Genomic DNA, 21727 nt, shown 5'->3' on the forward strand with positions numbered 1-21727 from the left:
CAGGTGCCCGAAGGTCTTCCTCTCCGCAATCGCGCTCGCTGCAACCGTCATCTATTGGCTATGAGTCCTGACCCTAAGAACTTCACTTTTTGCTTCAGCGTGATCCTGACGTGAAATGCCTTTGGGTAGTTTGCCGGGCGAAAATTTGAACTCTGTGGATTTATCCAACTTGAGGTTCGCACGGATTTTTTCCATGCCCCTGTGAATATTTATGGCATTATTCGCAGGGATAAATACAGCAGCGAAAATTAAGTATTCTTTGGAGCCGTCTTGATCGGCTTCATCTGCATACATGATGTACATGAATCTGACCTGTCATCAAACATCCAGCTCCTCCACGAACCGTGCATTCTCCTGGATATACTGGTACCGCAGCTCGGGCTTTTTCCCCATCAGCCGCTCGACCAGATCGCCGGTTTCACCGGGTTCGTCCTCGTCGATCGTCACCCGGATCAGCTTGCGCGATTTCGGGTCCATGGTGGTTTCCTTCAGGTCCTTGGCGTCCATTTCGCCCAGGCCCTTGAAACGCGACACGTCGATCTTGCCCTTGCCGCCCAGACCCTTTTCCAGCATCGCGTCCTTTTCCGCCTCGTCGATGCAATAGACGCGTTTCGCGCCCTGCGTCAGCCGGAACAGCGGCGGGCAGGCCAGGTACAGGTGCCCGGTATCGATCATCGGCCGCATCTGGGTGAAGAAGAAGGTCATCAAGAGCGACGCGATATGTGCCCCGTCGACATCCGCGTCGGTCATGATGATGACCTTGTCATAACGCAGATCGTCGATGTTGAAGCGGGTGCCCAGACCCACGCCCAGGGCCTGCGTCAGGTCGCTGATTTCCTGGTTGGTGCCCAGTTTTGACGACGCCGCGCCCAGCACGTTCAGGATCTTGCCGCGCAGCGGCAGCAAAGCCTGCGTCTTGCGGTCCCGCGCCATCTTGGCCGATCCACCGGCCGAGTCGCCCTCGACGATGAACAGCTCGGTGCCTTCGCGGTTGGTGGCCGAACAATCGACCAGCTTGCCGGGCAGACGCAGTTTCTTGGTCGCGGTCTTCCGCTGGGTTTCCTTTTCCTGACGGCGGCGCAGCCGTTCCTCGGCCCGCAGCACCAGGAAATCGAGGATCGCACCGGCCGATTTGGTGTCCGCCGCCAGCCAGTTGTCGAAATGGTCGCGGACGGCGTTTTCCACCAGCCTCTGCGCCTCGACCGTGGCCAGCCGGTCCTTGGTTTGGCCGACGAATTCGGGTTCGCGGATGAAGCAGGACACCAGGGCGCAGCCGCCGGTGATCAGGTCGTCGCGGGTGATCTGCGCGGCCTTCTTGTTGTTGATCAGCTCGCCATAGGCCTTGATCCCCTTCAGGATCGCGGCCCAGAACCCGGCGACGTGCGTTCCGCCCTCGGGCGTCGGCACCGTGTTACAGTAGCTCTGGATGAAGCCGTCGCGCGACGGGGTCCAGTTGATCGCCCATTCGACCTTGCCCGGGGTGTTGAACTTTTCCTGGAAATCCACCGTGCCGGCAAAGGGCTGCTCGGAATAGGTCGACGACCCGTTCATCGTTTCCTTCAGGTAATCGGCCAGGCCGCCGGGGAAATGGAACGTCGCCTCAGTCGGCGTTTCGCCATCGTCGATGGCGGTTTTCCAACGGATTTCGACGCCCGAGAACAGATAGGCCTTGGACCGGATCGATTTGAACAGGCGGGCCGGCTTGAACCGGTGATGGCCGAAGATTTCCTCGTCGGCATGGAAGGTGACGGTGGTGCCGCGCCGGTTCGGGGCGGCGCCGATTTTCTTCACCGGGCCCTGTGGCACGCCGCGGGAAAACCGCTGCTCGTAAAGTTCCTTGTTGCGCGCCACCTGCACGACCATCGAATCCGACAGCGCGTTGACCACCGACGCGCCGACCCCGTGCAGACCGCCCGAGGTCTGGTAGGCCTTGCCGGAAAACTTGCCGCCCGCGTGCAGGGTGCACAGGATCACCTCCAGCGCCGACTTGTCGGGGAATTTCGGGTGCGGATCGATCGGGATACCGCGGCCGTTGTCGCGCACGGTCAGCGAATAATCCTCGTGCAGCTCGACCTCGATCCGGTTGGCAAAACCGGCGACGGCTTCGTCCATCGAGTTGTCCAGAACCTCGGCCACCATGTGGTGCAGCGCCCGTTCGTCAGTGCCGCCGATATACATGCCGGGGCGCTTGCGGACCGGTTCCAGCCCTTCAAGCACCTCGATCGAGGAGGCGTCGTAATCGTCGTGTTGGGATCCTGTGAGAAGATCGTCGGCCATGTTTTGCTGCTCTTGTGCTTTGGTTGGGGGGCATTATGGCAGCAAGGGCGCGGGGGGAAAAGCGGCAAATGATGGGGGCGGGCAGAGCCTAGGTTTCTAAGTTCTCCACATGACAAAAGCCGCTCTTAACGACTTCTCACATTGCTGTTTTGAAGCTTTGATATCTTGCAAGTAGTTTTGCGTGCTCTCAAAGACTTAGCCGCACAATTTATGCATGCGCAGCACTGACTAACTGGACTCGTGTTCTATTTTGCCGTTGCCATTGAGAGAATATGCGTCGTTCTTCGACATGACGATAAGTTCACCGGTGCCGTCCGATGAGGTCATGAAAACTTCCAACCTGACATTTCCGCTAAACTCGAACACGGCATCGTAGGCGGGGTGACCGATCGTAAGTTTTTCAAGCTCCCGGTTGTTCAATATGCCGATCTTTTCAGAACAAATATGCTCGCTGTCCGATCCTTCGATCAATGATCCTTCTGATATGATGCGCCAAGGAGCTCCCGCAACCCAAATACTCCATTTACCACGAACGTAGTTTCGTGACGTTAACCATTCTTCACCCAACTCCAAGGTCAGATGCGTCCCCACACCTTTTTTTGCACCCCAGGTGGCGAGGCCTAAGATTTTTTCAGTGCAGTCCATCGAACAACCATTTGAAGTCAGGAGGTGAAACTCTCTTTGGTTGTGTTCCTCTGGGCCGTCAACTGAATTGTTGAATGCGGCGGGGTTAAGCCTGGGAACTAGTTTAGGGACACCAGCACGCTCAGAGCGAAGCTTTACTTCGCGCCCCCTTCGCAGCGCTCCCCCTCGACCCGGTCCTTCAGCAGCGCGCAAAGCCGCGCCACGTCCAGCGGCTTGGGCAGCACGGCGTTGGTGCCGGCTTCCTCGAAGCGGTGGATGTCGTCGCCCACCACCGCCGCGGTCAGCCCGATCATCGGGATGTCGATCGCTTCGGCGCGCAGCGCCGCCACCAGTTCGTCACCCGGCATTTCCGGCATGAACAGATCGGTGATCAGAACGTCGGGCGGGGTTTCGCGGATCTTTTCCAGCGCCACGCGGCCGTTCTCGGCCAGATCGATTTCGCCGAACACCCGGCCCAACTGCTTCGAGGTCACCTGCGCCACCAGCGCGTTGTCCTCGGCCAGCAGAACCCGCAAGTCCTCGAGCTTCTTCTGCTCCACCGGGATCTTCGGCGCCGCCGCTTGCAGCTCGGCCTCCGATGCCGGCCGGTCGGGCAGGCACAGGCAGTACCCGGCGCCGCCCTCGGGGGCGGGGAAATATTCGATGTTGCCGCCCAACAGGTCGACCGACTGCTTTACGATATACAGCCCCAGCCCGCTGCCGTCGGCCTTGTTGCGGGCATCTGCCGATCCGCGTTCGAACGGCTGGAACAGCCGCTCGACCTCTTCCAGCGGGATACCGATGCCGTTGTCGGTCACCGTCCAGCTGGACGGGCAATCCTTGCCGCCCTCCATCGGCGGCAGGTCCTGCGGCTGGTAGGCGATGCGGATCTCGGACCCGCGGCTGTGGATGATGGCGTTGCGCACCAGGTTGCCGAGAACCTGTTTCAACCGGTTGCTGTCGCCCATCAACTGGGACGAAGCCCCCGGACCCAGGTCGAGAGTGATGCGGATGTCCTGCCCCTTGGCCAGGATCTGGTAGGTGTTGCGCACCCGTTCGGCGATATCGGCCGGGATATAGGGGGTGATGGTCAGCGGCTGGTTCTTTTCCGGGTTCACCGCCTGGCGCATGTCGTCCAGCACGCTCAGAAGCTGGCTCGCCGCTTCGCGCATCTGGCCCTGCAGCTGCTTGGAATTGTGGCCGCTTTCCAGATCGTCGATCAGCATCGACAGCACCGATGCCGGGGTGCGGATTTCATGCGACACGATGGAAAACAGCTGCTTCTGCCGGTCCTGGCGCATCGACAATTCGTTCAGCGCATCGGTCAGCGCCTGTTCCTGCAGATGTTCCTCGGTCACCTCGACCATCAGCCCATAGACCACCTTTTCGCCGCGCGGTGTCGGTTCGGTCCAAAGGTGCAGCCGCAACACGCGCGGATCGCCCGAGGCCAGGGTGTCGGCCATCCGCAGCAGCAGGGTGATACTGGCATGGCTTTCCGACTGGATGGCATGGCGCAGCAGGTAGCGTTCTTCGGCCCGGAACCGTTCCAGCAAACCGTCAAGGCCGGCCTCGTCGTTCAGGCCAAGCAACTGGCGCCCGGCCGGGTCCAGCCGGATCTGGTTGCGCGGCACGTTCAGCGTGAACAGGCCGACACCGGCAAAGCCGCGCACGGTCCTGAGCCGGCGGATGCTGGCGATATGCTGTTCGCGTTCATGCCGTTCCCGGCCGCGCAGCGCCATGACGATGACGAGAAGCAACAGCACCGCCGTCGAATAGCTTTCCAGCAGGCTGCTTTCCTCGTTGATCGATATCGCGCCGTTGACGATTTCGCCGGTCAGCGACATGTAGAAGGAAATACCCGCGATGACGATGATCGGCACAGTGGACACCGGTAGCACCAGCGCGAGCACGATCGCCAGCAGCCCCATGTCCAGCATCGGGAAGCCGCCATGCCCCAGATTGTGCAGCACTGCCGCCAGCGGGAAAAGCAGGAAGGCCGGCGCGGCGATCTTCATCTGCCGCGCCGTAGGCATCTGCAATGTCGCGATCAGGAACGCGCAGCTGATCACGGCGCCGCGCAGCGTGCGTTCCGTCGCGAGGAAAACATAGTGTTCATGGAAGCCGAGCCCGCGCGCCTCCTCCGGGGCGAAATGGCCCGCAAACCATTCGGCGACGAAGACCTGCGGCAGGAAGAATATCAGGCTGAGCACGAAAAGCGCCGCGACGGTCAGAATGTCCGCGACCTGCGGCTGCGTTCTGGCGATCAGTTGCCGGAACAGCCAGCGCGTCGAAAGCCCGGTCAGGCCGCTGGCCACGAAATTCGAGATGAAGAAGAAACCGGCGGTCGCGGTATTCGCCTCGGACAAGAAAATCCACTGCGGCTTGCCGGTGAAGGGCAGCGAATACGGAAACAGGTACAGCAGGATGAAACCGGTGATCGGAATCCAGAACAGCCGCACCGGGTAGATCATGAACCCCAGGATGACCGCATGGGCCGCAATATGCGGGCAGAGATTCACGGCGACGTTGTTCACGCCGAACAGGATCACGCCATAGGACAGCGATGCCGTCCAGAAGGTCAGGAAGCCGAGGAAGACGAGGCTGCTGAACCCCGGGCGGTTGCGGATCGTTTCCGTCAGGGTCTGGACACGCGAAACCTCGAAATCGCGAAACACGTTGTCCAGGTCCCCCGAATCCCTTCGCGTGGACTTCGTGGGCCCCTCATTGCGGAGGTCGTCAAACTTGTCGTCGGGTTGCGTTGTCAAATTATCCTACAGGCCCAAGGGCGCGGCATCCGAACCGGGGCCAGCGACGCTTTTTCACTTCAAACTGTCTCGTAGATCCACGTGCAGCGGCAGTATTTGTGCCTTTGGAGACAAATGAAAGCGTTGAGTTGTTGCGTATATTCAAAAGTATGTACGAGATATCCAAAAGATAGGTGTCGGATTTGCTCGTGCGGGTGGTGTGGCCGATGGCGGCAACCCTGAAGTGTGGTGCCGCCGCTGCATCCGGGCCCGCGCGGTCAGAGACGCTTCAGCCAGGTCCGGACCTCCGCCGCGACACGATGTGATTCTTGGTGCAAAATCCAGTGGTCGGCATTCGGGATCGTCACCCGGGTCAGGTTATCGCAATAGTCTTCCAGCCCCTCGGTGGCCTCGGGCAGCAAGGCGGTGTCACGTTCGCCCCAGATCAGAAGATGCGGCATCCGTACCCGCAATGTGTGGGTCGGCATCTCGGGCAGGTCGGTGATCACCTCGCCGGGCTGGCCCAGCCGCAGGGGCGAAGCGCGGTACCAGTTGACCATGCCGCGCATCCGCCCCGGGCGGCGCCATTCCTCAAGGTAGGCCGCGCGCCGCTCCGGCGTCATCCACCCCATGTCCATCGACGCGCCGAACAGACTTGACAGCTTGGCGAAATCATCCTCGGCCAGCTGCTCTTCCGATCCTTCCCGGCGCAGCCAGTGGATATATTGCGACGCCGCCGTCTGCGCCCCGCCGGCGGCCAGCGCGCGCTGGAACGGGGCCGGGTGCACGCCGTTGGCGATGATCAGGTGGCTGACCAGGTCGGGCCGCGATATCGCCAGCGCATAGGCCACGGCGGCCCCCCAGTCATGGCCGAACACCATCACCGGGCGCGATCCCAGGTGTTCGATCAGCGCCACCATGTCACCGACCAGCTTGCCGGTCCTGTACGCGTTCACGTCTTCTGGCGCCCAGCTCTGGCCATAACCGCGCTGGTCGGGGGCGACGCAATGGTGGTCGCGCGACAAGTCCTCGGCGACCTCGGCCCAGGCGCCGGAATATTCGGGGAAACCGTGCAGCATCAGGATCACCGGATCGTTTCGGTCGCCCCAGCCAAGGTAATGGAACGGGTGGTCGTTGATTTGGATGTGATGGCTCAGCATGCGCTCAGCCTAGCGCGGGCCCCGCGATGCAACAACAGTTCCCCGGCGTCGCATCCGGTTTGACCCCGGTCAAGGCGGCATTGGCGTAAAAAATGCTAAGTTTAGTCTAAATTTATATGGGAGATACGAATGACCGTGACGAATGCCGCGGCGCAGCCGGATGCCGCCGAAAGCCAAGCCCCGCAAACCGATGCATCGGCCCCCGCCGCCGGGGACGGCGCCGCGGCGCAGCCGCGCCATGGCGGCCGTCACGCGCCCACGCCCGACGAGGTGCGCCGCGCTTTCGAGACCGGTGAATATCCCTACAAGACCAAGATGAAACGCGCCGCCTACGAGGCGCACAAGGCCAAGCTGCAGGCCGAGCTTCTGAAGGCGCAGCTCTGGCTGCAGGAAACCGGACAGAAAGCCGTGCTGCTGTTCGAAGGCCGCGACGCGGCGGGCAAGGGCGGCACGATCAAGCGCTTCACCGAACATCTCAACCCGCGCTCGGCCCGGGTGGTGGCGCTGAACAAGCCGACCGAGGTGGAACGCGGCCAGTGGTATTACCAGCGCTATATCGAACACCTGCCGACATCCGGGGAAATGGTGCTCTATGACCGCAGCTGGTACAACCGCGCCGGGGTCGAACGTGTCATGGGGTTCTGCGAACCGAACGAATACCTCGAATTCATGCGCCAGACGCCGGAATTTGAACGGATGCTGGTGCGCTCGGGGATCCGGCTCTACAAATATTGGTTCTCGGTCACACGGGACGAACAGCAGCGCCGCTTCAAATCGCGCGAAGCCGACCCGCTGAAGCAATGGAAGCTCAGCCCGATCGACAAGGCGAGCCTGGACAAGTGGGATGATTACACCGAGGCTAAAGAGGCGATGTTCTTCTATACCGACACCGCCGACGCGCCCTGGGTGGTGATCAAGTCCGACGACAAGAAACGAGCCCGGCTGAACTGCATGCTGCATTTCCTGTCGACGCTGGATTATCCCGGCAAGGATCCGCATGTCGCCCATGCCCCCGATACGCTGATCGTGGGCGGCGCCAATCACGTGATCCACCGCGCCGATCACATCCTTGGCGCCGCGCTGCATCCCGACCTGCGCAAACCGCGCGGCTAAGGCGGGGCCCGAACGCGCGCTCGGGCCTGCCCGCATTCCCCGTCGCGCCCTGCCGATCGCCTGGCTGACCCGAGGTCGCCCGCGATCGGGACGTGCTTTGTGATTGCCGCCCCCGCTTTCCGGCGCTAGGCCAATGGGCATGAACGCGCCGATGCCCTTGTCCCAGCATGTCAGGAATATCCTGACCTTGGGGTTTCCGTTGATCGGAAGCCATCTGGCGCATTTCTTCCTGATGCTGACGGACTCGGTCATGCTCGGCTGGTACGATCCCGAGGTTCTGGCCGCGCAGGTCATTGGCGGATCGCTGTTTTTCGTCTTCTTCGTCATGGGCGAAGGCTTTGCCTTCGCGCTGATGCCGATGGTGGCCGAGGCCGAGGAAGCGGGCGATGAAACCCTGGCGCGGCGGCTGACCCGGATGACGATCTGGGCCTCGGTCCTGTTCGGGCTCGCGGTGCTGCCGATCATGCTGTGGTCGGGGCCGGTGCTGCGGGCGCTGGGCCAGGAACCGGGGCTGGCGCTCAACGCGCAGCGCTATCTGGAAGTCGCCGGCTGGTCGATCTTTCCCGGTCTGCTGTCGATGGTGATGCGGTCCTTCCTGTCGGCGCTGGAACGGGCCCAGGTGGTGCTTTGGGTCACGTTCGGCGCCGTGGGGCTGAACGCGGTGATCAATTACACGCTGATCTTCGGCCATTGGGGGATGCCCGAACTGGGCATTCGCGGCGCTGCGGTGGCGACGCTGGTGGTGAACGTCGCTTCCTTCGGCCTACTGGCGCTCTATGCGGCGGTCAAGACGCCGGAACATGCGCTGTTTGTGCGCTTGTGGCGCCCCGACAGGGAAGCCTTCGGGCGGGTCTTCCGCCTTGGCTGGCCGATCGGCATCGCCAACCTGGCCGAGGTCGGGCTGTTCGCCGCTTCCTCGATGATGATGGGCTGGCTGGGGCCGATGCCGCTGGCGGCGCATGGCATCGCGCTGCAGATTTCCTCGCTGACCTTCATGGTGCACATGGGGCTGAGCAATGTCGCCACCGTGCGCGCGGGCCGGGCGATGGGGCGCAAATCGGTGGTCGACCTGCGGCTTGGCGCGCGCCTCGTCATGATGATGTCGCTGGGGGTCGCGACGCTGGCGCTGATCGGCTTCGTGACATTGCCGGAACTGCTGATGGGGCTGTTCCTGTCGCCGGACGATCCGCAGCGCGACACGGTGATCGGCGTCGGGGTCGGGCTGCTGGCGGCGGCCGGGCTGTTTCAGCTGGTCGATGCCGCCCAGGTCATCGCCATCGGGCTGCTGCGCGGGGTGCAGGACACGCGCCGGCCGATGCTGATCGCCGCGGTGTCCTACTGGGGCATCGGGATGCCGGTCAGCTACGGGCTGGGTTTCGGGCTCGGCTGGGGCGGGGTCGGGGTCTGGATCGGGCTGGCGATCGGGCTGGCCACCGCCGCGATCCTGCTCAGCATCCGGTTCTGGGGGCCGGTTTTGCGGCGGATCGAACACGACGGGACATAAGCGACCCGCGGTTGCTTGCCGACGGCCACGCTTTCCACGACACTGCCGGGGAAACATCCGCTTGACCGAAGGACCCCCGCAATGGCCCACGCCCTGCCCAATGCCGCAACCGATACCCCCCAAGCCGCGACGCCCGACCGCCCCAACACGCCCGACCTCGCCACCGATGCGATCCGCACCGCCCGCGAAGACCTCGCTGCCTGTTTCCGCATGGCCGCCCGCAACGGGTTCGAGGAAGGCATCTGCAACCACTTCTCCGCCGTGGTGCCCGGACATGACGACCTGTTCATCGTCAATCCCTATGGCAAGGCGTTCCGCGAACTCACCGCCTCCGACCTGGTGATCTGCGATTTCCACGGCAACGTGGTCGATGGCACCGGCACGCCCGAGGCCACCGCTTTCTACATCCATGCCGAGATCCACAAGCGCCTGCCGCGCGCACGCGTCGCCTTCCACACCCACATGCCCTATGCCACCGCCCTGTCGATGACCGAGGGTGATCCGCTGATCTGGGCCGGGCAGACGGCGCTGAAATTCTACGGCCGCACGGCGGTGGACGAGAATTACAACGGCCTGGCGCTCGATCATGCCGAGGGCGCGCGCATCGCCGAAGCGGTGGGCGAGGCCGATATCGTCTTCATGAAACATCACGGCGTGATGGTGCTGGCCCCCACCATCGCCGAGGCGTGGGATGACCTCTATTACCTCGAACGCGCCGCCGAGGTGCAGGTGCTGGCGATGTCCACCGGGCGCAAGGTGCTTCCCGTCGCGCCCGACGTCGCACAGGCGACCTATGACCAGATCCGCGAGGAAGACGCGTCATCGGCCAAGCTCCACCTCGCCGCGATCCGCCGGCAGCTCGACGCCGAGGAACCGCAGTATAGGCACTGAGCGCACGGCCCCCAGCCCGGAACAGCGGCGGACCGGGCAGGGGAGCCAGCCCCGAAATGCGGGCGAATTCGGACATTTGACCCGGTCTGTGATATCTTGAAGCAAAAGGCCCTGGGGGCGTTCTTTTGGCTGGGAGAGTATCATGGACCTAAGACCAGTGGATTCCTGCGAAGTTCTGGTTCTTGTCGACAATGTCAGCGACATACTTTCCACCGTTCCGGAGAACGTCACACCCGAAGTCCCTAATGTCGTGAAAGCCGGGGCGACCGAACTGTCTGGCAAGTGCCTGTGCTGTGCCCAGTGGGGGCTCTCATTGATCATTTCGACGATCGTGGACGGGGAAAAGCAAACGCTGTTGTTTGACTCCGGTCCCGAAGGCTATGGCGTCGACCGGAACGGAGACCGGCTTGGGGTCAATTTCGAAGAAATCGATGCTGCGGTCTTCTCGCACGGTCATTGGGACCATGTCGGTGGAATGATCACCGCGCTTGGTTTGATCAGTGCGGCCAAGGACGGGCGGAAAACGCCGGTTTTTGCCAACCAGGGGATGTTCGTCGAACGCGCAATGCAGAGACCTGACGGGAGCCGTCTGCCCTTTGCAAAGGTCCCCTCGCCCCAGGAACTGGAAAATGCAGGGGGGCAGGTCATACTCGGCGATGACGAGCGGACCTTGCTTGCGGACAATTTCTATTTGAGCGGGGAAATCACGCGCACCACGTCGTATGAAAAGGGGTTGTTGGGACAGGTTTGCAAAACCCCGGAAGGGGATTGGGTCAAAGACGAACTCATTCTGGACGAACGGTTCGTGGCCGTGAACGTGCGTGGCAAGGGCATCATCGTTTTTACAGCATGCTCGCACGCCGGGGTCGTCAACGTTCTGCGCCATGCGCGAAAGGTGTTCGATCCAATCCCAATTTACGGCGTCATGGGCGGTTTCCACCTTTCAGGAAACTACTGCGAGTCGATCATTCCAGAAACCGTGGCAGACATGCAGGATTTTGACCTGCGGGTTCTCGTCCCCGGACATTGCACGGGATGGAGAGCGACGCATAAACTGGTCGAGACGTTCGGGGAGGCCAAAGTCACTCCATCCGCGGTTGGGCGTCGCCACGTATTCTAGACCGCAATCCACGGTGATCGGCTTTCATTTCCCGTGGAAATGCGCAAACGGCCGCGATGCGGGACGAAACCAACGTACGGTGTCGCTGCCTTTATGGCCGCTTTCGCGGCATGCCGCGTGACTACAAGCCAGCGCGACCACGCGATTTGACATAGGTCAACTCACGCAGGGCTCCTTGGCGTAGTCTGTAGCCAACAAATATTTTCACGCCGCATTCAACCAACGGACATAGTTAGCAGACATGCGTTTCAGCCTTCCAAAAGCATTGGGTTATTTTGTCGGCGGGCGCTGGACAGCCTGGGGCGGACGGAAGCGCATTGAAGCCAAGCAGCTCCGCAACCTGAGGCGTCTCGTGGAAAAAGCGCGGCGCGACTCTCCCTTGTTTCGCAGGCTCTACGCGGATGTACCGCCATCGAACGAGATCCAACTGCGCGACTTGCCGGTGACCCGCAAACCCGATCTCATGCGGGAATTCGATGACTGGCTGACGATCCGTTCCCTTCCCCTCGACAGGGCGCGCGAACATCTCCGGGACATCCGAAAAGCTGGTGTGCCGATCGACGATGTTGCGGTTTTTCAGACTTCTGGGACATCGGGTGAGCCGGCGGTCATCGTGTTGTCCGACTCATTCGTGGAATATGCCTATGGCATCATGCTGGCGCGTTTCGAGCGCTTCCATTGGAAGCTCACGCGGGACGTCCGCAAGCTCGGCGTGAGGGTGACGATCACCGGTGGCAATGGCCACTTCGCCGGAAACGGGTTCAACAAATTGGTGCAACGGCTGAGTCCGGGATTGGCGAAGGGGTTTGGCGTGACCTTCATCGAGGCCGAGCAGCCGATTGATCGGCTCGTTGAAAGGCTCAATGAGATTTCGAACATCGCATGGATCGTGACCTATCCCAGCATGCTGGCCATCCTCGTCAAGGAAAAGGAGGCCGGGCGGCTGCAGATCGCGCCTGCGCTTTTCAGTACCGGGGGCGAAACACTCACGGATGATCTTCGTGAACAGGTTCGACGGGCCTTCCCTTCGCTGAAATACGGCATTCTTGACCCCTATGGCTCTACCGAGTGCCTGGCGCTTTCGTTCGAGTGCAGCCACGGGCGGAAGCATGTGAACGAAGACTGGGTCATCCTCGAAGCGGTAGACGAGGCGATGCAGCCCGTTCCCGATGGCACGTTGTCGGCGACCGTGCTGCTGACGGTGCTCGCCAACGAGGTTCAGCCGTTCATCCGATACGATCTCGGCGACTGTGTGCGATTTTACGAGGACACCTGCCCCTGTGGGTCGCCGTTTAGAAGTTTCCAAGTGGAAGGACGCCAGGCGACGCTGGTTCGCGTCGGGGAGGTGACGCTGTCGCCGCTCGTCTTCGATCTGGAGCACGACCATGCCCAGCGTGTCCAGCTGGTCCAGACCGCTGAGAGAGAATTCGAAGTAAGAATACAAGTGGCCGACGAGGCGGCGGCAGGGCCTGTCTTTCAAGAGATCATCAAGTCGGTGAAACGCGTGTTTCGCGATAACGGCCTGGACGACGTGGCGGTTCGGGAAAGCGGGAAGCTCCCCGAATTCACCGCAAGCGGTAAATTCCACGAAGTCGTGCCGTTACGAAGCGCCGACGCAGGCAGCAGGACATCATCGGTTAGTCGCCAGCCTGCGACCGAGTGAGGGCATGAATGCCTCCCCATCCCGCGCTCAGCTAGGGCCTCCGGCTCCGCCACGAAGCCGACCTTCGCCGGTGGGCTCAAGACAAGTAAAAATGGACGCCTAGCGGTCTTTCGGACGTATCGACGCCCCCTCAGCCCCGCTCGCCGCCCGCCTTCATCAGCCGATCCGCCTTCTTGCGCACCAGCACGGTGCGCAGGTCGTGCATCGCCAGCAGCAACGCGTCGGTCACCTCTTCCAGCTGATCGTCGGTGGCCCGGCTGTTGGCCCAGTGGGTGGTCAGGTTCATGTGGTCGATGGCGCGGTGGATGTCGTCGATGTCGCGCTGGGCCAGCAGGGCCCGGCGCTCGTCCATCCAGCCCCGGATCGCTTTCAGGTCCTGATCGCTCAGCTTGCGGTCGCCATGCGGCTTGATCTCGCCGTTCTTGATGTTGACGTTGGCGATCTGGTCCAGTTCGACCCGGCGCTGGCGGTTTTCGGTGTCGACGCGAAACACGAAGGCGCCGTTTTCACGGACGCGGAAATAGTACTCGGGCAACTCGACCGACATGCGTTTTATTTCTCCGTCAGGACAGCTCGGAACAGAATTTGGCGATCCGCGCGCAGGCCTCTTCCAGCGCCGCGTCCGAGGTAGCGTAGCTGATGCGGAAATTCGGCGAAAGCCCGAAGGCCGCGCCGAACACCGCCGCCACGCCGGTGTCGTTCAGAAGCTCGGTGACGAAGACCTCGTCACTCGTGATCTCGACGCCCTTAGCGGTCTTCTTGCCGATCAGCCCGGCAATCGAGGGATAGACGTAGAACGCGCCTTCCGGGGTCGGGCAGGTGATGCCCTCGATGGCGTTGAGTTTCTCCAGCACCAGATCGCGGCGGCGCTTGAACACCTCGTTATGCGGGGCAAGGAAATCCTGCGGCCCGTTCAGCGCCTCGACTGCCGCCCACTGGCTGATCGAACAGGGGTTGGAGGTCGATTGCGACTGCACCTTGCGGATCGCCGCGATCAGCGGCTCGGGCCCTGCCGCGTATCCGATCCGCCAGCCGGTCATCGCGTAGGCCTTGGACACGCCGTTGACGGTCAGGGTGCGGTCGTAGAGCTTCGGCTCCACCTGCGCCGGGGTGCAGAATTCGAACCCGTCATAGGCCAGGTGTTCGTACATGTCGTCCGACAGCACATGCACATGCGGGTGGCGCAGCAAAACGTCGGTCAGCGCCTTCAGCTCGTCATGACTGTAGCCCGCGCCGGTCGGGTTCGACGGCGAATTGAACAGGAACCACTTGGTGTTGCGGGTGATCGCCTCTTCCAGCTGTTCGGCGGTGATCTTGAAATTGTTTTCCAGCGACGCCTCGATGAACACCGGGATGCCGTCGGCAAGCAGCACCATGTCGGGATAGCTGACCCAGTAGGGCGCGGGGATGATCACCTCGTCGTCGTGGTTCAGCGTCGCCATCAGCGCGTTGTAGAGCACCTGCTTGCCGCCGGTGCCGACGGTGACCTGCTTGGGGCTGTACTCCAGCCCGTTGTCGCGCTTGAACTTGGCGCAGATCGCCTGCTTCAGTTCGGGAATGCCGTCGATCGCGGTGTAACGCGTCTTGCCGTCGTTGATCGCGCGGATGCCCGCGGCGCGGATGTTTTCCGGCGTGTCGAAATCGGGTTCGCCCGCCGACAGCCCGATGATGTCGCGGCCCGCGGCCTTCAATTCGCCGACCAGGCCGGTGATCGCCATGGTCGGCGACGGTTTTACGCGTGCAAGCGTCTCGGATAGAAAAGACATCGGTGGCCTCGACTGGTTTGTGTTCCCTGACGCCATGTCATAGGTTCAAGGCCAATGCCGATCAAGCCGGATCGGCGGAAAGGGACGGAAGATGGATACCGAAGCCAACGACAGCTGGTACGGACCGGAAACAGCCACCTTCGGCGATCGTGTCGCCGCCGCGCGGGAACAGGCGGGGATGGACCAGAAAAAGCTGGCCAAACGCCTGGGCGTGAAGCTGAAGACGCTGCAGGACTGGGAATACGACCTGTCCGAACCGCGCGCCAACAAGCTCAGCATGATGGCGGGGCTGCTGAACGTGTCGCTCGCCTGGTTGCTGACCGGGCAGGGCGAAGGGGTCGAGGACCCGTCCGATCCCGGCGCCATCGACCCCGAGATTGCCGACCTCCTGGGCGAGGTTCGGGACATCAAGGTCCAGATCAGCCAATCCGCCGACCGGCTGGGGCGGCTGGAAAAACAGCTGCGGCTGAAACTGAAAAGCGACTGAAAGACATGAGTGAACTGCACGAACACCGGTTGAAACGGCTGGCCATGCGCTCGATGCGCAGGGGCATCAAGGAAATGGACATAATCCTGACGCGCTATGCCGACGCAAGGCTGGACGGCATGAGCGAGGACGATCTCGACGCCTACGACCGGTTGCTGTCGGAAAACGATCAGGACCTGTATCAATGGGTGTCCGGGCAGAAAGAACCGCCAGCCGAAATGGCCGCGCAGATCGCTGATATCCGCGCGGTCATCGACGCGCCCAGATAAACCCCCGGATATCCCTTCGCCCCGGCGCGCAGCCGGGGCGAACGGCAGATAAATCACATTTTAATGATAAGCCGTTCGGATTTAATACATTCTTGAGTTTTATACCCGAGCCTTGGTTCGAAATACAATCGGACGGAGAACGGGATGAGTATTCACAACCCTCTCAAGACCGGCGACAGGGCCGGGTTCATGAGCAGCTACCTTGAGACGCTGGCGCTGGTCGAACGGCTGCATCGTCTTCTGCTGGACGTGATCAAGGACGAATTCGAACGCATCGGCGTGCTCGACATCAACGCGGTGCAGGCTTTGCTGCTGTTCAACATCGGCGATAACGAGGTGACGGCAGGCGAATTGAAATCGCGCGGTTATTACCAGGGCAGCAATGTCAGCTACAACCTGAAGAAGCTGGTGGAAATGGGTTACATGCATCACCACCGCTGCGAAGTGGACCGCCGCTCGGTGCGGGTGCGGCTGACCTCCAAGGGCCGCCATATCCGCGACGTGGTGGCGGGCCTGTTCGCCCGCCATGCCGACGGGCTGCAGGCCAAGGGGGTGCTGGGGCCGGACGGGATCACCGAGATTTCCAATTCGCTGCGCCGGGTCGAACGCTACTGGACCGACCAGATCCGCTATATCTACTGACGCGGGGGGGCAGCACCAGGGCGCGCGCCACCGCCGGGCCGGGCCCCGTCCGCGAACACGGCGCGCGCATCCCCGTCATCCCGGCTCAGTATCATCCCCCGCAATTCGCGGATCAGCTTGCGCACCATCGCGTCGCGGTAATCGGCAAAGCCCGCCGCCCGCTCGGTAAAGGCCCCCGGGCCACGGATCACGTAGGCCCGGAAATACCCTTCCAGCGACGGCTGCCCGGGGGGCACCTCCTCGATCACCAGCCCGTTCACCGTAACATCGCCCATCGCTGCACTGTCGCGCACTGCCTGCGGCAGCGGCCCGGTATTGGACGGCCCGTCGCCCGACAGGTCCAGCACTCTGTGGTCGCAATGCCCCCGCTTGCCAAGCTGCGCCGCCCCGGCCCGCATTGCCGCACCGATCGCGGTCGACGGATCGCCCTGCGCCCGCGTCGTCCGCCGCAGGGTCGCGGCGATATCCGCAAGCGCGGCTTCATCCCGCACCTCCCGCCAATCCTGCACCACGTGCTGATCGGCGGGGCCGCTCCATTCGTACACCATCATTTCGACACGCTGGCCGGGCAGCGACAGCATCGCCATCCGCACCTCGGGATGCATCAGCGCGCCCGCCAACCCGTCCATCTGCAGCCTGTATTCGGTGCTGTCCACCGATCCCGACACGTCCAGCCCCAAAGCCAGCGCCAACCGGCATCCCGCCGCCGCACCCCCCGGAAGGGCGGCCAGAAAGGTGGCGATCGGCGCCCAGAGCCTCATTCGGTCGTGCCCAGCAGGCCGATCGCCTTGGGACGCAGTTCCCGTTCCAGCTTGCGCCGCAGCGCCGCTTCGTAGTCCTCGTAGCCCGCGGCAACCTCGATGAAGGCGCCCGGCCCGTGCAGCACCTCGCGGCTGTAATAGACCTCGAGGTCGACATCGCGCACCTCGCCCGGCGGCTTGATCGCCAGGCCGTTCACCACCACCCCTTCGAAGGCAAAGGCGTCATAGGCCTGCCGGGGGGTGAAACCTTCGTTGTTTTCGCCGTCGCCGCTGACATCGATGGTGCGCGCCAGGCAGCGCGGCCCGCGCGCCAGCAGCGTTGCGCCATAACCCAACGCATAGCCCAGGGCGGTGGGGAAATCCTGCGTGCCGCGTTCCGACCGGGCCAGCGTCACGGCAGCGGCCTGCAGATCGGAGCGCGCCGAAATCAGCACCCAGTCGAGCAGCAGTTCCTGGTTGTAGCGGCCGCTCCATTCGTAAACCGACAGGGCGACGGGCAGGGGGGAGGCGAAAAACGCCGCCTCGACCTCGGGGGCCAGCAGCGCCGCGGCCAACCCGCGGCGCTGCAAGGCGTCTTCCGTGGCGCTGACCGACGACGACACGTCGAGCGCCAGCGCCAGGGCCAGCCGGCATTCGGCGGCCCCGGCAGGGGGCGCGATCAGCGACAGCGCCGCGATCGCGGCCCGGATCACCAATGGCCCGTGTTTTCCATGCTGGCCCAGGGTTCCGCCGGTTCCAGCGCAGCACCCTTCTGCAGCAGCTCGACCGAAATGTTGTCGGGCGAACGGACAAAGGCCATGCGCCCGTCGCGCGGCGGCCGGTTGATTGTCACGCCGTTGTCCATCAGGTGCTGGCACATGTCGTAGATGTTTTCCACCTCATAGGCGAGGTGGCCGAAATGGCGGCTGTCCGAGGGCAGTTCGTCGTCGCCATCCCAGTTATAGGTCAGCTCCACCGGGCATTCTTCCTGGCCTTCGGGGGCCATGAAGATCAGGCTGAACCGGCCTTCTTCGCTGTCATAATGGCGGGTCTTCTTCAGCCCCAGCAATTCGAAAAATGCCATGGTCTTTTCCAGGTCCTTTACCCGGACCATCGTGTGCAGGTACTTGATTTCCATTGCGTTTCCTCTTTCTTTTCGTCTCAGAAGCTCGATCTGATCCCGAAAGACATCGAGACTTCGTTCGTATCGAACCGGCTGAAGTTGCTTTGCGTCTTGCGGGCTTGCACGGTCAGAGTCGGTGCAAATCCGGCATAGTCAAGCCGATGGAAGCTGAAATCCACCGACCCGAACACCATCCGGTCCTTTCGCCCGCCCAGCACCGGCGACAAGCCGACGGAATAATCGGGGAACCGCTGCAGGCTGGCACCGGCTTGGAACGAGATTTTCGCCGGTCCCACCGGTTCGGCAAGGTGATAGCCCAGATACCCGGTGGCGCGGCTCTGGCGCGAATTGGCGGTGTCGCTTTGCGCACCATTCAAGGCTAAACCGAGGCGAACCCGGTTGCCCGACGCCAGTTTTGAAACATATTCGGCCCGGATATCCAGGGTGTTCACAGGGTGTAGCAAGGTGTCGTCATAACGTCGATGCTGAACCTGCGCAGACAGTAGTAGGCCTGCTTTCTCTGAGAGCTTGAAACCGCGTTTGACGCCCGCCTGCATCGACCAATTCAGGGGGCTTTGGCCATACCAACTGCGCCCGATGCCCGCCTCCAATGTCAGCGAACCATTTTTCGCACGGGTGGTGTGGGTCAGCCCAAGCTCGAGATGATCATAGGCGAAATCGGCATTTTCGGAATCTATAGCGATTGCGCGCGCTTCCTCGGATAAACGCACCCTCTGAGCGTAATACTGCCCGGTCAGCCGGGTTTCGTGCGACTTCGATGCCGACAGCCGCCGGGAAAAGGACAGGTTGGCGGTGGCCCGCAGCCCTGACAGGGCCTGTGCATCGCCGCTCAGATCACTCAGGTAGATGTCATTGATTAAGTTCTCGACGCCTTCCGCCCCGTTGTTGAGGTTGTTGCTGGGCGCCAGTGAAAACTGCGCCGAAACGGACCAGGGCGAAATCCGCCGCAGGACCTTGTAATCCGCGATCACCCGGTCGCGGTAGCTCTCATCGGGCAGGTGCAACAGCGACCGCCGCAGCCAGATCTGCGCCAGTGCCGCCTGTTCGCCCTCCAGCGCCAGCTTCGCCGCCAGTTGCGCGGCTTGGAATTTTTCGTCGTCGGTGCCGGCATGGCGATAGGCCAGGGCGGCGGCGCGGCGCCCGGCGCGGGGCCGCTTGAGCTGCATCAGCGCACGGGCGGCGATGAAATGGGCATAGGCGTCGCCCGGATCGCGCTGCAACAGCCCCCCGGCCAATTGCAGTGCCAGTTCCGGCTGGCCTTCGCGCAGCGCGCGTTCGGCGATGCCGGCCGCCGCCGCGATCGGCACGCGGACCTTGTCTGCCTGCTGTGCCGCCCCCGGTACCCCGGGCAGCAGCAACATCAGTGCCAGCAAGAAAGCCTTGAAACCGGTGTTAGAGGCCGGGGCAGAGCGGATCATCATTCGCTGCGCCGCAACGGGTCAGAACGAAAACCCCGTATTCCTCTTCGTTTTCGAGGTCCGGCGTGAAGTCGGTGATATAGGTGACGCCGCCGACCGCGGTGGCATCCGCTCCGCCGAAGATCCCGGCATAGCTGCCGTTGGGGCTGCCCGGTTCACCCAAAAGCTCCGTCGAACCGGCGAATTCGCCGTTCTCGTCGATCTCGGTCGCCACCAGAACGATATTGGGCAACTGCCCGATCGCCGCCACGTCGTCGACCATGAAGCGGTTGGAAATCTCGGCATCGACCTGGCCGTTGGCGAAATCGGCGTTCAGCAGGATGATCCCCCTGATCCGGTCGGCCTGGCCCGGTGCCGTCAGGTCCGCCGGAATGCCCGAGGCATCCAGCAACTGGTCGCCGTTGCCGTCGACATTGGTCACCGCGGCATAGCGGCCGTAATACTGCGCCTCGCCCTCATCGGTCGGATGGTCGTAGGCGGAATAGATGCCGGCCCCCTGGCGGGCAAAGAACCCGCCGCCGAAATAACGGTTGTTGTTGCCGCCGTCTGCGACCACGCCGGCGATCAGCTCGCCGCCGTTGCTTTCCTTGAACAGCGCGGTGTAATGCCGGTCGGCCGGGGTCTTCTGCATCATGTAGCCCTCGTACCCCGCGGTATCGAGAGCCGGGGTCCGCGTATAGGACACGTTGCGTTCACCGCCATGGATCGCATCCACCGTCAGGATCAGTTCCTGCGCATCCGGGTCGTAGTTCACCGCGGCGAGGTTGCCCGCCACTTCCGCGGGGGCGGGATTTGCGGTCTGGCCAAAATCGGTGTTGACCCCGCCGGGGTCGGCTTCACATGCGCCCAGCACCATGGGAATGGCCATCAATTTGACGAAACGTTTCATCTGCCTCTGTCCCTAACTATGACTTGCGGTTTGCAATTTTTCTTGTCTGCTTAGCCCCAGAATCCGGGCGGTTTCGCTAAAAGTCAATGTTTCATGCGGTTTGCCGGTAAAAATCCGGCGACCTGTTGCATCCGGAATTTCATGCTCATATTGTCGTTTTCCCGCGCCCGACGGCTAGATATAGTGGGCGCAAGTGTGATTCATCCGACAAGGAGCCCCCAAGATGCCCGTTACCCCCGAACAGCAGGCCGAAATCGACGCGCTGCGCGCCAATGCCCGCCCGACCCTGCGCACCGTGTCCGAGGGCATGGAGGCGCATCTTTACAACATCAACCCGGTGCTGGATCACGGCTTCGTCCGGGTCATCGACTACATGGGCGACGACGCCGCCATCTGTCAGGCCGCCCGCGTGTCCTATGGCAAGGGCACCAAGTCGGTGCAGAACGACGAGGGCCTGATCCGCTACCTGATGCGGCACTGGCATTCGACCCCGTTCGAGATGTGCGAACTGAAACTGCACGTCAAGCTGCCGGTCTTCGTGGCGCGGCAATGGATCCGCCACCGCACCGCCAACGTCAACGAATACTCGGCCCGCTATTCGATCCTCGACCGCGAATTCTACATCCCGACCGAGGAACAGCTGGCCGCGCAATCGACCATCAACAACCAGGGCCGCGGCGAGGCGCTGACCGGTGCCGAAGCCGCCCGCGTGCTGGACATCCTCAAGGGCGACGCCGCCCGCTGCTACGACCATTACGAGGCGATGATTTCCGACGAGGGCCAGCAGGGCCTCGCCCGCGAACTGGCCCGGATGAACCTGCCCGCCAATATCTATACCCAGTGGTACTGGAAGGTGGACCTGCACAACCTGCTGCATTTCCTGCGCCTGCGCGCCGATAGCCACGCCCAGTACGAAATCCGCGTCTATGCCGAGGAGATCTGCAAACTGGTCGCCGACTGGGTGCCCTTCGCCTACAAGGCGTTCGAGGATTATCGTATGGGTGGCGAAACGCTCAGCGCTGCGGCCCTTGATTGTGTTCGCCGGATGTTGAAAGGTGAGGAGGTCACCCAGGAAACGTCCGGCATGTCCGCGCGGGAGTGGCGGGAATTGCAAGAGGTTTTGGATGGGTGAAGCGAAAAGAAGGAAGAAAAGTGATCCCTTCTTTGGTCAGTATCCAAAGGCCGGTAAAGGCTTGATTATTAGGGTCAGGACTCATAGCCAATAGATGACGGTTGCAGCGAGCGCGATTGCGGAGAGGAAGACCTTCGGGCACCT

Annotated in this window: 21 protein-coding genes; 9 read left to right on the top strand and 12 right to left on the bottom strand. The window is 62.4% G+C overall.

Annotated features, from left to right (window positions below):
• Positions 1–51: 51 nt before the first annotated feature.
• From IT775_RS20330 to IT775_RS20350, 5 genes are all read right to left on the bottom strand, one after another.
• Positions 52–294, bottom strand: coding sequence for a hypothetical protein (locus IT775_RS20330; protein ID WP_212703080.1), 243 nt, complete (start codon positions 292–294; stop codon positions 52–54).
• A gap of 24 nt (positions 295–318) precedes the next feature.
• Entirely contained in the window at positions 319–2277 is a 1959-nt protein-coding gene (gene parE / locus IT775_RS20335) for a DNA topoisomerase IV subunit B (protein WP_212703081.1), read from the bottom strand.
• A gap of 228 nt (positions 2278–2505) precedes the next feature.
• Positions 2506–2922 carry a hypothetical protein gene (locus tag IT775_RS20340; RefSeq protein WP_212703082.1) on the bottom strand — a complete coding sequence of 139 codons (417 nt, stop codon included), beginning with the start codon at positions 2920–2922 and terminating at the stop codon, positions 2506–2508.
• Positions 2923–3056: 134 nt separating this feature from the next.
• Positions 3057–5576 carry an ATP-binding response regulator gene (locus IT775_RS21625; protein WP_212703083.1) on the bottom strand — a complete coding sequence of 840 codons (2520 nt, stop codon included), beginning with the start codon at positions 5574–5576 and terminating at the stop codon, positions 3057–3059.
• A 347-nt stretch (positions 5577–5923) separates the two neighbouring features.
• A complete protein-coding gene (locus IT775_RS20350) occupies positions 5924–6805 on the bottom strand; it encodes an alpha/beta fold hydrolase (protein WP_212703084.1) in 882 nt (293 codons plus the stop codon).
• A gap of 129 nt (positions 6806–6934) precedes the next feature.
• On the opposite strand from IT775_RS20350, the gene ppk2 reads away from it, so the two are divergent.
• From ppk2 to IT775_RS20375, 5 genes are all read left to right on the top strand, one after another.
• Positions 6935–7918 carry a polyphosphate kinase 2 gene (ppk2, locus tag IT775_RS20355; RefSeq protein ID WP_212703085.1) on the top strand — a complete coding sequence of 328 codons (984 nt, stop codon included), beginning with the start codon at positions 6935–6937 and terminating at the stop codon, positions 7916–7918.
• Between the two features lie 151 nt (positions 7919–8069).
• Positions 8070–9422, top strand: coding sequence for an MATE family efflux transporter (locus IT775_RS20360; protein WP_246525776.1), 1353 nt, complete (start codon positions 8070–8072; stop codon positions 9420–9422).
• 81 nt (positions 9423–9503) lie between these two features.
• Complete coding sequence (locus tag IT775_RS20365) at positions 9504–10313, top strand: aldolase (protein WP_212703087.1); 810 nt, start codon at positions 9504–9506, stop codon at positions 10311–10313.
• Positions 10314–10455: 142 nt separating this feature from the next.
• A complete protein-coding gene (locus tag IT775_RS20370; RefSeq protein ID WP_212703088.1) occupies positions 10456–11433 on the top strand; it encodes an MBL fold metallo-hydrolase in 978 nt (325 codons plus the stop codon).
• A gap of 241 nt (positions 11434–11674) precedes the next feature.
• Entirely contained in the window at positions 11675–13096 is a 1422-nt protein-coding gene (locus IT775_RS20375) for a phenylacetate--CoA ligase family protein (protein ID WP_246525778.1), read from the top strand.
• Between the two features lie 130 nt (positions 13097–13226).
• Here the strand turns inward: IT775_RS20375 and IT775_RS20380 are convergent, their stop codons facing one another.
• Both IT775_RS20380 and IT775_RS20385 read right to left on the bottom strand, forming a co-directional pair.
• Complete coding sequence (locus tag IT775_RS20380) at positions 13227–13643, bottom strand: hypothetical protein (RefSeq protein WP_212703089.1); 417 nt, start codon at positions 13641–13643, stop codon at positions 13227–13229.
• 16 nt (positions 13644–13659) lie between these two features.
• The gene (locus IT775_RS20385; RefSeq protein WP_212703090.1) at positions 13660–14862 is read right to left on the bottom strand and encodes a pyridoxal phosphate-dependent aminotransferase; all 1203 of its coding nucleotides are present in this window, start codon (positions 14860–14862) and stop codon (positions 13660–13662) included.
• Between the two features lie 91 nt (positions 14863–14953).
• Between IT775_RS20385 and IT775_RS20390 the strand changes: the two genes are divergently transcribed.
• The 3 genes from IT775_RS20390 (at position 14954) to IT775_RS20400 (ending at position 16260) form a co-directional block, all read left to right on the top strand.
• Positions 14954–15349 (top strand): helix-turn-helix domain-containing protein, encoded by a 396-nt coding sequence (locus IT775_RS20390; protein WP_212703091.1) that lies wholly within the window; start codon positions 14954–14956, stop codon positions 15347–15349.
• Between the two features lie 5 nt (positions 15350–15354).
• Positions 15355–15618 (top strand): succinate dehydrogenase assembly factor 2, encoded by a 264-nt coding sequence (locus IT775_RS20395; protein ID WP_212703092.1) that lies wholly within the window; start codon positions 15355–15357, stop codon positions 15616–15618.
• 144 nt (positions 15619–15762) lie between these two features.
• Positions 15763–16260, top strand: a complete 498-nt coding sequence (locus tag IT775_RS20400) for a MarR family winged helix-turn-helix transcriptional regulator (protein ID WP_212703093.1) — start codon at positions 15763–15765, stop codon at positions 16258–16260.
• Here IT775_RS20400 and IT775_RS20405 read toward each other — a convergent pair.
• The 5 genes from IT775_RS20405 to IT775_RS20425 are packed head-to-tail and all read right to left on the bottom strand — an operon-like array spanning position 16254 to position 20451.
• Positions 16254–17021, bottom strand: coding sequence for a DUF1194 domain-containing protein (locus IT775_RS20405; protein WP_212703094.1), 768 nt, complete (start codon positions 17019–17021; stop codon positions 16254–16256). The genes IT775_RS20400 and IT775_RS20405 overlap by 7 nt on opposite strands.
• Complete coding sequence (locus tag IT775_RS20410) at positions 17018–17716, bottom strand: DUF1194 domain-containing protein (protein ID WP_218958665.1); 699 nt, start codon at positions 17714–17716, stop codon at positions 17018–17020. Before IT775_RS20410 ends, IT775_RS20405 begins: the two co-directional genes overlap by 4 nt.
• Positions 17710–18138, bottom strand: coding sequence for a VOC family protein (locus IT775_RS20415; protein ID WP_212703095.1), 429 nt, complete (start codon positions 18136–18138; stop codon positions 17710–17712). Before IT775_RS20415 ends, IT775_RS20410 begins: the two co-directional genes overlap by 7 nt.
• Positions 18139–18161: 23 nt before the next feature.
• The gene (locus IT775_RS20420) at positions 18162–19562 is read right to left on the bottom strand and encodes a surface lipoprotein assembly modifier (RefSeq protein WP_212703096.1); all 1401 of its coding nucleotides are present in this window, start codon (positions 19560–19562) and stop codon (positions 18162–18164) included.
• The gene (locus IT775_RS20425; RefSeq protein ID WP_212703097.1) at positions 19537–20451 is read right to left on the bottom strand and encodes a hypothetical protein; all 915 of its coding nucleotides are present in this window, start codon (positions 20449–20451) and stop codon (positions 19537–19539) included. Before IT775_RS20425 ends, IT775_RS20420 begins: the two co-directional genes overlap by 26 nt.
• Positions 20452–20674: 223 nt before the next feature.
• Here IT775_RS20425 and thyX point away from each other — a divergent pair, with 223 nt between their 5' ends.
• Positions 20675–21583 (top strand): FAD-dependent thymidylate synthase, encoded by a 909-nt coding sequence (gene thyX / locus IT775_RS20430; protein ID WP_212703098.1) that lies wholly within the window; start codon positions 20675–20677, stop codon positions 21581–21583.
• The last annotated feature ends 144 nt before the right edge of the window (positions 21584–21727 follow it).

The sequence above is a fragment of the Thalassovita aquimarina genome (genome assembly GCF_018219815.1).
Lineage (GTDB): Bacteria > Pseudomonadota > Alphaproteobacteria > Rhodobacterales > Rhodobacteraceae > Thalassobius > Thalassobius aquimarinus.